Annotated in this window: 11 protein-coding genes and 1 tRNA gene; 8 read left to right on the top strand and 4 right to left on the bottom strand. The window is 71.3% G+C overall.

Annotation, left to right across the window (positions count from 1 at the left end; genetic code table 11):
* Positions 1-6: 6 nt before the first annotated feature.
* On the bottom strand, positions 7-1,059 hold the full coding sequence (locus tag Q5425_RS31090) for an alpha/beta hydrolase (protein ID WP_308675889.1): 1,053 nt from the start codon (positions 1,057-1,059) through the stop codon (positions 7-9).
* 151 nt (positions 1,060-1,210) lie between these two features.
* Between Q5425_RS31090 and Q5425_RS31085 the strand changes: the two genes are divergently transcribed.
* The 6 genes from Q5425_RS31085 to Q5425_RS31060 all read left to right on the top strand — a co-directional run bounded on the left by Q5425_RS31085 (position 1,211) and on the right by Q5425_RS31060 (position 5,188).
* Positions 1,211-1,759 carry an NADPH-dependent FMN reductase gene (locus Q5425_RS31085; protein WP_396135276.1) on the top strand — a complete coding sequence of 183 codons (549 nt, stop codon included), beginning with the start codon at positions 1,211-1,213 and terminating at the stop codon, positions 1,757-1,759.
* Positions 1,760-1,895: 136 nt separating this feature from the next.
* Positions 1,896-2,318, top strand: a complete 423-nt coding sequence (locus Q5425_RS31080) for an organic hydroperoxide resistance protein (RefSeq protein ID WP_308675887.1) — start codon at positions 1,896-1,898, stop codon at positions 2,316-2,318.
* Between the two features lie 38 nt (positions 2,319-2,356).
* Positions 2,357-2,833: a DNA starvation/stationary phase protection protein gene (locus Q5425_RS31075; RefSeq protein WP_308675886.1), complete on the top strand. Its 477-nt coding sequence runs from the start codon at positions 2,357-2,359 to the stop codon at positions 2,831-2,833.
* Between the two features lie 73 nt (positions 2,834-2,906).
* Positions 2,907-4,295: a glutamate decarboxylase gene (locus tag Q5425_RS31070; RefSeq protein ID WP_308675885.1), complete on the top strand. Its 1,389-nt coding sequence runs from the start codon at positions 2,907-2,909 to the stop codon at positions 4,293-4,295.
* Positions 4,296-4,342: 47 nt separating this feature from the next.
* Complete coding sequence (locus tag Q5425_RS31065; protein WP_308675884.1) at positions 4,343-4,969, top strand: TIGR03085 family metal-binding protein; 627 nt, start codon at positions 4,343-4,345, stop codon at positions 4,967-4,969.
* A 33-nt stretch (positions 4,970-5,002) separates the two neighbouring features.
* Positions 5,003-5,188 (top strand): tautomerase family protein, encoded by a 186-nt coding sequence (locus tag Q5425_RS31060; protein WP_013230573.1) that lies wholly within the window; start codon positions 5,003-5,005, stop codon positions 5,186-5,188.
* 100 nt (positions 5,189-5,288) lie between these two features.
* Here Q5425_RS31060 and Q5425_RS31055 read toward each other — a convergent pair whose 3' ends face one another.
* On the bottom strand, positions 5,289-7,139 hold the full coding sequence (locus tag Q5425_RS31055; protein ID WP_308675883.1) for a prolyl oligopeptidase family serine peptidase: 1,851 nt from the start codon (positions 7,137-7,139) through the stop codon (positions 5,289-5,291).
* Between the two features lie 39 nt (positions 7,140-7,178).
* Between Q5425_RS31055 and Q5425_RS31050 the strand changes: the two genes are divergently transcribed.
* Positions 7,179-7,946, top strand: coding sequence for a methyltransferase domain-containing protein (locus Q5425_RS31050; RefSeq protein WP_308675882.1), 768 nt, complete (start codon positions 7,179-7,181; stop codon positions 7,944-7,946).
* Positions 7,947-7,987: 41 nt separating this feature from the next.
* Here the strand turns inward: Q5425_RS31050 and Q5425_RS31045 are convergent.
* Positions 7,988-8,061, bottom strand: a tRNA-Pro gene (locus Q5425_RS31045).
* Between the two features lie 29 nt (positions 8,062-8,090).
* Positions 8,091-9,071, bottom strand: a complete 981-nt coding sequence (locus tag Q5425_RS31040; RefSeq protein ID WP_308675881.1) for a metallophosphoesterase — start codon at positions 9,069-9,071, stop codon at positions 8,091-8,093.
* 121 nt (positions 9,072-9,192) lie between these two features.
* Between Q5425_RS31040 and Q5425_RS31035 the strand changes: the two genes are divergently transcribed.
* On the top strand, positions 9,193-10,926 hold the full coding sequence (locus Q5425_RS31035; RefSeq protein ID WP_308675880.1) for a serine/threonine-protein kinase: 1,734 nt from the start codon (positions 9,193-9,195) through the stop codon (positions 10,924-10,926).
* The last annotated feature ends 158 nt before the right edge of the window (positions 10,927-11,084 follow it).

Here is an 11,084-nt window from a genome sequence, read left to right as displayed (position 1 = left end):
TCGTCCTCAGTGCACTTTGGACAATCCCTGCCGCAGGGCACCCGCCGTTTCCGCCAGCGCCTCGCGGAAGCGGGTCCCGACGCCGGTGAAGTTGATGAACCCGTGGATCAGGTCCTCGTGGCGGCGGAGCGCGACGTCGACCCCGGCTTCGGCGAGCTTCTCCGCGTACGCCTCGCCTTCGTCGCGCAGCGGGTCGAAGCCCGCCGTGACGATCAGGGCGGGCGGCAGGCCGCTCAGGTCGTCCGCGCGCAGCGGGGAGAGCCGCGGGTCGGTCAGGTCGGTGCCTTCGGGCACGTAGTGGCCTTCGAACCACTTCATGTGCACGTCGGTCAGGAACAGGTCCTCGGCGAACAGGTCCTGCGAGCGGTAGCGCCGCGCGAAGTCCGTCGCCGGGTAGATCAGCAGCTGGAACGCCGGAACCGGGCCGCCGCGGCGGACGGCCTGCTGGGCGGTGACGGCGGCGAGGTTGCCGCCCGCGCTGTCGCCGCCGACGGCGATCCGCGCCGGGTCCGCGCCGAGGTCGCCCGCCTTCGCCACCGCGTACTCGAACGCCGCCAGCGCGTCCTCCGTCGCCGCCGGGAACGGGAACTCCGGGGCCAGCCGGTACTCGATCGACAGCACCCGCACCCCGGCGTGCTTGGCCAGGAACCGGACGGCGTTGTCGTGGCTCGAACGGGTGCCGATCACCCAGCCGCCGCCGTGGAAGAACACCAGCAGCGGCGACTTCTCGGGCAGCCCGGCCGGCGTGTACAGCGTCGCTGAGAGATCGCCGTCCGGCGTCGGTACGGCGATCTCCCGCACCGAGACGGGCTCGATCGGCTTGCCGCTGACCAGGTGCCTGCCCGCGTCGAGCAGTGCGCGTGACTGCTCGACCGAGCCGCGCACGAGCTCGGCTCGAGCGATCTTCTGGAGCCGGAGGAGAAGCTGGGCGTCGAGCGCGAGGTCCTGGCCGTCGATGCGGACGGTCCGGCCGGCGGCCGCCCGCCGGACCGGCGTGGGCAGCCAGAACGCGAGCTGCGACGCGGCCGCCTGAGCACGGACGAGGAGCGGGATCGCCATGGTTCCTCCACAAGCGTCGGGACTGCGTGCGAGGTTACTTGTCAGTAGGTATCTGGTCCAGCTGTGACCAGGACCTCGGTCCCAGAGTCTGGTCCTCCAGTTAACTGGAGGGGTTAGCCTGAGAAACGTGACTTCAGCCAGGACGATCAACGTGCTCGGGATCGGCGGCTCTCTGCGCGAGGGCTCCCAGTCCGAACGCGCGCTGCAGATCGCGCTCGACGGCGCGGCCGAAGCGGGCGTCCACACCCGGCTGATCACCGGCCCGGAGCTCGTGCTGCCGTTCTACGACGCCGGCGTCCCGGAGCGCGACGAGCGTGCGACGCGGCTGGTGGAGGCCATCCGGGAGGCGGACGGGCTCATCGTCGTCTCGCCCGGCTACCACGGCGCGCTGTCCGGCCTGGTCAAGAACGCCCTGGACTACGTCGAGGACCTGCGCGAGGACCGCCGCCCCTACCTCGACGGCCGCGCGGTCGGCCTCGCCGCCGTCGCGTACGGCTGGCAGGCCGCGGTGACCACGCTCGAGCAGCTCCGCACGATCACGCACGCCCTGCGCGGCTGGGCCACCCCGCTGGGCGGCTCGATCAACACGGCCGAGACCAAGTTCGACGAGGCCGGCGGCGCGTCGGACGAGAAGAGCGTCCGCACCCTTCGCCTGATCGGGCGACAGGTCGCCGAATTCGCGGTGACGCGGGCCGCATGACGTTTCGCCCGGTGGCGGCCGGGTACGCAATCCACGTGATGCCTGCCATGTGGGGGCACCATTCCGCGGGTGCGGGATGTTGTGCCAAGCGAGAGACGCCCGCGGCAGGGTGTCCGGGACCGAAGGCAGGCTGAGCATGGGTCAGGCGATCTACACGGCGGTGGCAACGGCGCGCGGCGACGGCCGCAACGGTGAAGTGACGTCGTCCGACGGCGTCATCGACGAGTCGCTGGCCATCCCGAAGGAGATGGGTGGCCCCGGTGGGGACAAGACCAACCCCGAGCAGCTGTTCGCCGCCGGCTACTCGGCCTGCTTCCACAGCGCCCTGCAGCTCGTCGCCCGCCAGGCGAAGGTGCCGCTGACCGGCTCGACGGTGACCGCGGAGGTCAGCGTGCTCAAGCAGGAGGTCGGGTTCGGCCTCGGCGTCGCGCTGAACGTCTCGCTGCCGGGCCTCGAGCAGGCGCAGGCCGACCAGCTGGTCGAGCAGGCGCACCAGGTGTGCCCCTACTCCAACGCGACCCGCGGCAACATCGAGGTCGCGCTCTCCGCGACCGTGTGACCCGGTCCGAACCAGTACGAGGAAAGGATCACCCCCAGATGAGCAAGTCTCCGATCAAGAGCTCGCTTTCCGAGGCCGACAAGGAGATCACCGGCAACGCCCTCCAGGCGACGCTGGTCGACCTGGTCGACCTGTCCCTCATCGCCAAGCAGGCGCACTGGAACGTCGTCGGGTCGAACTTCCGCAGCGCGCACCTGCAGCTCGACGAGCTCGTGAACACCGCGCGCCAGTACGTCGACGAGGTGGCCGAGCGCGCCAACGCCATCGGCATCTCGCCGAACGGCAAGGCCAAGACCGTCGTCGAGAGCTCGGGCGTGCCCGAGTACCCGGACAACTGGCAGTCGGTCGAGTCCACGGTCGCCGCGATCGTCGACATCCTCTCGGCGCTCATCGAGCGGCTGCGCCAGCGCATCGACGAGACCGACAAGAGCGACCTCGTCACGCAGGACCTGCTGATCGAGATCACCCGGGCGCTGGAAGAGGCGCACTGGATGTGGCAGGCCCAGCAGGCTTGATTTTTCCCACCAAAAGGGCCGTTCCGGATGGAGCGGCCCTTTTCGCGTGCGTGCGCCCAGTACGTTCGGTGGCATGGTCTTGCATCAGGGGAACGCCGATCGCCCGGACCGCGTGGCCGGGACGAACCCGCTCTACGCCGGGGCGAACCCGGCCCTCGCGGCGGGTTTTGCCATGCCGCACGACAAGCTGCGCGAGGATTCGCTGCCGCCGGACACCGCGCTGCAGCTGGTGCGCGACGAACTGATGCTGGACGGAAACGCGCGGCTCAACCTCGCCACCTTCGTCACGACGTGGATGGAACCGCAGGCGCGCGAGCTGATGGCCGAGTGCGTCGACAAGAACATGATCGACAAGGACGAGTACCCGCAGACGGCCGAGCTCGAGCGGCGCTGCGTGAACATCCTCGCGGACCTGTGGCACGCGCCGGACCCGGCCGACATCATGGGCTGCTCGACGACCGGTTCGTCGGAAGCGTGCATGCTCGCCGGGATGGCGCTGAAGCGGCGCTGGGCCCGCCTCGGCCGCAGCGGCAAGCCGAACCTGGTGATGGGCGCGAACGTCCAGGTGTGCTGGGAGAAGTTCTGCGAGTACTGGGAAGTCGAGCCGCGGCTGGTCCCGATGGACGGCGACCGGTACCACCTCACGGCACCCGAAGCGGTGGCGCGCTGCGACGAGAACACGATCGGCGTGGTCGCGATCCTCGGCTCGACGTTCGACGGCAGCTACGAGCCGGTCGCGGAGATCGCGGCGGCCCTGGACGCTTTCGCCGATCGCACGGGTTGGGACATCCCGGTGCACGTGGACGGCGCTTCGGGCGCGATGATCGCCCCGTTCCTCGACCCGGACCTGGAATGGGACTTCCGCCTGCCGCGCGTGGCGTCGATCAACACGTCCGGCCACAAGTACGGGCTGGTGTACCCGGGCGTGGGCTGGGTGATCTGGCGCGACAAGGCCGCCCTGCCGGCCGAGCTGGTGTTCAACGTGAACTACCTGGGCGGCGACATGCCGACGTTCGCGTTGAACTTCTCCCGCCCGGGCGCCGAGGTCGCGGCCCAGTACTACACGTTCGTGCGGCTCGGCCGCTCCGGGTTCCAGGCGGTGCAGCAGGCTTCGCGTGACGTCGCGACGCACCTGTCTTCGGGGATCGCGGCGCTCGGGCCGTTCTTGTTGCTGACGAGCGGCGATCAGCTGCCGGTGTTCGCGTTCACGACCCGCCCGGACGCCGGGTTCGACGTCTTCGACGTGTCCCGCCGGTTGCGCGAGCGCGGCTGGCTGGTGCCGGCGTACACGTTCCCGGAGAACCGCACGGACCTGGCGGTGCTGCGGATCGTGGTCCGCAACGGCTTCACGCACGACCTGGCGGACCTGCTGCTGGCGGATTTCAAGCGGGTGCTCCCGGAGCTGGAGCAGCTGGGCGGCCGCCCGAAGGATCCCGCGAAGGCGACGGCCTTCCACCACTAGCTCACATCCCGTCGCCAGCACCTCTACCGGCGGGTAGCGTCGACGCCATGGGTGTCGCTGCTGACGAACGCCGGGCGCTGAGCGCGCTCTTCGATGAACTCGGGCCGGACGCGCCGACGTTGTGCGAAGGCTGGACCACGCGGGACCTCGCCGCGCACCTCGTCGTGCGGGAGCACCGGCCGGATGCCGCTCCCGGGATTCTTGTGCCCGCGCTCGCCGGGTACACCCGGAAGGTGCAGAACCGGTACGCGGCGCGGCCGTGGGCAAGCCTGGTCGAGCAGGTGCGGCGGGGGCCGGCGAAGTTCTGGCCGACCGCGATCGGCCCGCTCGACGAACTCACCAACACCGCCGAGTTCCTCGTCCACCACGAAGACGTCCGGCGGGCGCAGGACGGCTGGGAGCCGCGGCCCGCGGACGCCACCCGGGATGCCGCTGCGTGGCGGTCGGTGAAGCAGGCGGCGAAGCTGAACCTGCGCAAGTCGCCCGTCGGCGTCACGCTTCGCACGAAAGACGGCCGCGAGGCCGCCGTCAAGACCGGGCCCGACCCCGTCACCGTCGTCGGGGAGCCGGTGGACCTGCTGCTGTTCGTCTTCGGCCGCGAGGCGGTCCGGCTCGGCTTCGAGGGCGACGCGGCCGCCGTCGGCCGGCTGCAGTCGGTGAACCGGGGGCTCTAGGCTTCGCGGCGTCCCCCTAGTGCAGGAGCCGCCATGCCGATGATCAGCGTTGCCATGTTCCCCGGCCGCACGCCGGCCCAGAAGAGCGCCCTGGTCCGCGAGCTGACCGACGCCTTCATCCGCACCTGCGGCGGCAAGCCCGAAGGGGTGCAGGTGACCCTCGTCGAGGTCGGCGCCGACCACTGGGCCACCGGCGGCGTCCTGCACTCCGAGCGCTGAGCGTCACTTTCCCTACGAAAGTGACGCCCAGCGCCCCCGAGCTTTCACGTGAAAGCTCCGTCCAGGCCCCCGAGCTTTCACGTGAAAGCTCGGGGTTGGGTCAGCGGAGGCCGAGGGCGCGCAGCGCGAAGTGGACCTCGATCGACGTCTGCTTGATCGTCTCGGCGATCACCAGCGAGCCGTGGCCCGCGTCGTAGCGGTAGAACTCGTGGTGCAGGTCGCGGGCGCCGAGCCGGTCGAGGTAGTTTTCGATCTGGCGGATCGGGCAGCGCGGGTCGTTGTCGCCGGCCAGCACGAGCACCGGCGCCGAGACGGCGTCGACGTACGTGATCGGTGAACACTCCCGGTACACCGCGGGCACGTCCTCCGGCGAACCGCCGAAGAGCGCGCGGTCGAACGAGCGCAGCTGCTCCATCTCGTCCTCGTACGCGGCGACGTAGTCCGCCACCGGCACCCCGGCGACGCCCGCCGCCCACCGCGCCGGCTGCGTGCCGAGCGCGAGCAGGGACAGGTAGCCGCCCCACGAGGCGCCGTTCACGACGCACTTCGCGGGGTCGCTGAGTCCACTTTGGATGGCCCAGTCGTGTACCGCGGCGACGTCCTCCAGCTCGGTGAGGCCGGGACGGCCCTCGATGGCGTCGCGCCAGGCCGAGCCGTAGCCGGTCGAGCCGCGGTAGTTGACCTCGACCACGGCGAACCCGGCGTCGAGCCACGTCGCGCGGTAGGCGGAGAAGCGGTCCTCGTCCGCCGCGTGCGGGCCCCCGTGCAGGGAGAACACCGTGGGCAGCGGGCCCTCCGGCGCACCCGAAGGCCGTGAGACCAGCGCGTGGATCCGCCCGCCGACGCCTTCGACGAACGCGTCCGTCATCGGTTCCGACCCCGGCGCCCGCGCACCCGGCGGTTCCAGCAGGATCGAGTCGGTGCCGTCGGTGGTCCGCGCCCGCACCGCGGTCGGCTCGGCGGCGCTCGACCACGAGTACTCGACCGTGCCGTCCGGGCGGACGCCCGCGCCGCCGATCCGGCCGGCCGGCGTGTCCAGAGAGGACAGTTCGGCGGTGTCGAGGTCGTAGCGGTACAACGAATTGCGGCCTTCGTGGAAGTGGACGACGAGCAGGGCCCGCGCGTCCGGGTACCAGCCCGCGACGACCTCGCCGGGCAGGTCGAGCTCGATCTCCGTCTCGCTGCCGGCCTGGACGTCCCAGACGAGCAGTTCCTCGCGGCCCCGCCGTTCGTGCAGCACCAGCAGCCGCTGGTCGCCCGGCAGCGGCGAGAATTCGAGCGCGGACAGGCCCTTGCCTTCGCCGTCCCACTTCTCGGCGACGGTCCCGAACCCGTCGGTCGCGAGGATCCGCAGCGCGGGGTGCCGCGAATCGCCGTGCTCGGAGTGCGAGATCACGATCAGGCTCTCGTCGCGGGAAAGGGACGCGATGCCGGCGTCGTCCGGGTGGCTGTAGAAGCGGCGCGTTTCGCCCTTGACGCGGGCGAACAGCTCGCTGCCGTCGTCGGTCGAGACGCCGACCGCGACGATCCCGGTGCCGATCTCGAGGCCGGCCGGGTAGCCGTCGTGGACGTCCGGGACGGCCTTCTCCGGCTTGCTGCCCTCGGTGGCGGCGAACGGCTCGCGCACCCAGGAGCCGAACTCGTCGCCGTCGGTGTCGTCGAACCACCAGAGCCACGCGCCGTCCGGGGACGGCGTGGCGTGCAGGGTGCCGTTGGGCCGGTCGGTGACGCGCCGGTGCTCGTCGGTCGCGCGGTTCCAGGCGTACACCTCCCAGACACCGCTGGCGTTGGAGACGTACACGTTGGCTTCGGGGGCGTCGCGGGCCCATTCGGGCACCGAGATGCGCGGGGCGTGGAAGCGGGCGCGCCAGCGGGCTTCGGCTTCGGCGTCGTCGAACAGCCGGTCCGGGACCACCGCGGGCGGATATTGGTTGGCTGACTGCGTGCTCACCCCTCGATCCTGCCACCTTCTGGCCGTACTGTGTGCGGGGTGCTGGAGGGTTACGCGCCGGGCTACGGGCGAGACGCGGTGTCGATGATGTCCGCGCGCACGGCGGCGGAACGCGCGACGTTCGCCCAGCCCCTGTTCCGGCCGGGCATGTGGGTGGTCGACCTGGGCTGCGGCCCCGGCTCGATCACCCTGGGCCTGGCCGCGGAGTCCCGGGTGACGGGCGTCGACCGCGACGCGGGCCAGGTCGCGATGGCCCGGGAAGCCGCCCGCCGCGCCGGACGCTCCACAGTGGACTTCGTCGTGGCGTCGGCGTACGACTTGCCCTTCGCGGACGGCAGCGTGGACGTGGCGTTTTCGCACGCGCTGTTCGAGCACCTGGCCGCCCCGCGGGACGCGCTGGCGGAGCTGCACCGGGTTTTGAAGCCGGGCGGCAGGCTCGCGCTGTCCACTTCGGACTGGAGCAAGGCGCGGGTGAAGCCGAAGACGGCAAACGTCGACGCCGCGCTGCGCGGTCACCACCTGCTGCGCCGCAGCGCGGGCGGCGACCCGTTCGCGGGCGGCAAGATCGCGGACCACTGCGCGTCGGCGGGGTTCACCGAGATCGTCTCGCGCGCCCGCTACCGCGAGGACATGACGTACCGGGGTCTGGCGAAGTACGTGGAGTCGCGCCTGGAGGCGGCCATCGAGGAGCCGGGCCGTGACCGTGACCAGCTCGCGAGCGCAGCCCGGTCGGCCTCGGTGTGGACCCGCAGCGGCGACGGCGACTTCAGCCAGTGCTGGGTCGAGGTGACGGCCACCAGACCCTGAAACCAGAAGAGCCGGTGTCCGAAGACACCGGCTCTTACTCGTCGGGGTGGCGGGATTCGAACCCACGACCTCCTCGACCCGAACGAGGCACGCTACCAAGCTGCGCCACACCCCGAGGTACTGCTTAACGGGTCGTGGAGAAGTCTAGCGGACGGTGTCGCGGGCTTTCCGGGGGGCCGACTTATGCGGTTCCGTCGACCCCGATCCGCGCGGGACCAGCGTCAACAGGCTCGCCTCGGGTGGGCACGCGAACCGGGCGGGTGCCCAGGGTGACGTCCCCAGCCCGGCCGACACGTGCAGCCACATGTGCGCGCCCCACCGCGAGGCCCCGCGTGCCCGGCTGCGATCCAGGTCACAGTTGGTGACGATCGCGCCGTAACCCGGGAGCCGGAGCTGACCGCCGTGGGTGTGGCCCGCCAGGACCAGGTCGTAACCGTCCGTGGCGAACGTGTCCAGCACCCGGGGCTCCGGCGAGTGCGTGACGCCGATGCGGAGCGCCGCGCCGCTGTCGGCCGGGCCCGCGATGTCGGCGTAGCGGTCGCGGCGCAGGTGCGGGTCGTCGACGCCGGCCGCGAACACCCGCTGGCCGCCGACGTCGATCGTGCGGCGGACGTGCGTCAGGTCGGTCCAGCCGTGCTCGACGAACGCCGCGCGCAGGTCGCGCCACGGCAGCTGGACGCCGTGGATGCGCTTCTTCTTGCCCCGCGGCATCAGGTAGCGGGCCGGGTTCTTCGGCTTGGGCGCGTAGTAGTCGTTGCTGCCGAAGACGAACACCCCGGGCCGGTCGAGCAGCGGGCCCAGCGCGCGCAGCACCGACGGGACCGCGGTCCGGTGCGAGAGGTTGTCACCGGTGTTGACGACGAGGTCGGGGTTCAGCTCGTCGAGCGCGGCGACCCAGCGCTGCTTGCTGTGGTGGCCCGGCAGCATGTGCAGGTCCGAGACGTGCAGGACCGTGAACGGCCGGGATCCGGGCGCCAGCACCGGCAGTTCGGCGGTGCGGAGGGTCCAGTGGCGGCGTTCGATGCCGACGGCGTAACCAAGGGTCGCCGCACCGAGCGCGAGCGTCCCCGCGGCGAGGCGCTTCGCCGTGGCCCCCGACGTGCTTGTGTTACTGAGCGTGCTCACGAGGTCCAGGATACGTGCTCAACGGTTGGGTGACTTCACCGCCGTTTCGGGGAACCTGCCGCTTAGCATCTGCGTCGGCCCGGTTGTCACGGGTTTCGAGCCGGGGGGCTTGGGGAGAACGATGGAGCAGTTCGGGCCGTACCGGATCGAAGGCCTGCTCGGCCGCGGTGGCATGGGCGAGGTCCACCGCGCCTACGACACGGCGCACGACCGCGTCGTCGCGCTGAAGCTGCTGTCCGACCCGTTCGTCACCGACGAAGCCTTCCGCGCGCGCTTCCGCCGGGAGTCGCAGATCGTCGCGCGGCTGCGGGAACCGCACGTGATCCCGATCCACGCCTACGGCGAGATCGACGGCCGCCTGTACCTCGACATGCGGCTCGTCGAGGGCCGCGACCTGAAGGAGCTCCTGGAGGACGGCCCGCTCGAGCCCGCGCGGGCCGCCGCGATCGTGGCCCAGGTCGCGGGCGCGCTCGACGCAGCCCATGCGGACGGCCTGGTGCACCGCGACGTCAAGCCGTCGAACGTGCTCGTCACGAACGCGGACTTCGTGTACCTCGTCGACTTCGGCATCGCGCGGTCGATGACCGCCGAAGGGACGTCGATCACCGGTACCGGCAACGTGATCGGCACCCTCGACTACATGGCGCCGGAGCGCTTCGGCGACGCCCCGATCACCGGGCTCGTCGACGTCTACGCGCTCGCGTGCGTGTTCTTCGAGTGCCTCACGGGTCGCCGCCCGTTCCCGGCCGAGGGCGCGGCCGCGCAGATGGGTGCGCACCTGACCGCGCCGCCGCCGCTGCCGTCCCGGCTGCGGCCGGGCCTGCCGGCCGCCTTGGACGCCGTGGTGGCGCACGGCATGGCGAAGAACCCCGCCGACCGGTACCCGACGGCGGGGGCGTTCGCCGACGCCGTCCGCGCGGCCGTGACCGCGCCGGCACCGCCGATCCCGACGTGGCAGAAAACCCTGCCGGGCCCGGTGACACAGCCGCCGCCACCGCCCACGTCGTCCGGGCCGATCCCGATGGGGCCGCCGACGGGGTACCACCCGGGTCCGCCGACGGGTCCGCGGCCGCCCGTGCGGTTCACCGGGCCGTCCGGCAAGGTGGCGCCCGCCGCGTCCGGGCCGCCGAAGTCGCAGCGGAACCGCTGGATCGCGCTGTGCGCCGCGCTGGCGGGGATCGTCGTGGTCGCGCTGGTGATCACGTACGTGGTGACGCGGGACAGGACGACGCAGACGGCCGGACCGGGACCGACGAACCCCACCTCCACCAGCGGGAGCCCTTCGCCGCCAACGGAACCGTCGCCGGAGACGGAGACCTCGGCTCCTCCGTCCACTTCGGAATCGAAGCCGCCGCCGCACGACACCAAGCTCCACGACGCCCTGCCCATTGTCTACAAGGGAGGGACGTGCACCGACGCAGCGCCGTCCGGTGGCGCGGTGGCCGCCGTCGAGTGCACGGACTCGACGGTCGGTGACGTCCGGTCCGGCAACGTCATCCTCGAGCAGCCGACCGGCGCCCGCATCCTGCGGTTCGCCGACGCCGGCTCGATGAACGCCTTCTTCCAGGACATCGTGAAAACGCAGGGCTTGACCCGCAACGACGCCCAAGGCGCGTGCCGCCCGAAGAAGGTGCCGAAGATCTGGGGCACGTACTACCGCGCGGAGACGCCGAACCCGCTGCCCGGCGACTTCCTGACGTGTTTCCTCGGCGAGCCGGCCCAGCTGGTGTGGACGGACGGCGAGAGCCTGCTGGCCGGCATCCTGCTGTCCACAAAGGTCACCGACGTCGACAAGCTCGACAAGCTCTACTACTGGTGGAACGAGCAGATCCTCACGACGATGGCCCGCTCCTGAGCGCACCAGCCGCGGCATCGTCGCTGGTAGTCGCGGTGCTGATCACCCGGGCAGCGTATTGATCGCCGTCTGGCGAGCTGGCTAAATACCTCTGGAGAGGGGGCGGGCCGGCACCAGCTGCCGGCCATTCATCGCTGTGGTCTGGACCGCGTCCGTTG

Source organism: Amycolatopsis sp. A133, assembly GCF_031082405.1.
GTDB lineage: Bacteria > Actinomycetota > Actinomycetes > Mycobacteriales > Pseudonocardiaceae > Amycolatopsis.
This window is presented reverse-complemented; position numbering and strand designations above follow the sequence as displayed.

Bases quoted from the DNA above. Each gene is read 5' to 3' on its own strand.
- Q5425_RS31090 (WP_308675889.1), bottom strand. From the start codon at position 1,059: ATGGCGATCCCGCTCCTCGTCCGTGCTCAGGCGGCCGCGTCGCAGCTC.
- Q5425_RS31080 (WP_308675887.1), top strand. From the start codon at position 1,896: ATGGGTCAGGCGATCTACACGGCGGTGGCAACGGCGCGCGGCGACGGC.
- Q5425_RS31075 (WP_308675886.1), top strand. From the start codon at position 2,357: ATGAGCAAGTCTCCGATCAAGAGCTCGCTTTCCGAGGCCGACAAGGAG.
- Q5425_RS31070 (WP_308675885.1), top strand. From the start codon at position 2,907: ATGGTCTTGCATCAGGGGAACGCCGATCGCCCGGACCGCGTGGCCGGG.
- Q5425_RS31065 (WP_308675884.1), top strand. From the start codon at position 4,343: ATGGGTGTCGCTGCTGACGAACGCCGGGCGCTGAGCGCGCTCTTCGAT.
- Q5425_RS31060 (WP_013230573.1), top strand. From the start codon at position 5,003: ATGCCGATGATCAGCGTTGCCATGTTCCCCGGCCGCACGCCGGCCCAG.
- Q5425_RS31035 (WP_308675880.1), top strand. From the start codon at position 9,193: ATGGAGCAGTTCGGGCCGTACCGGATCGAAGGCCTGCTCGGCCGCGGT.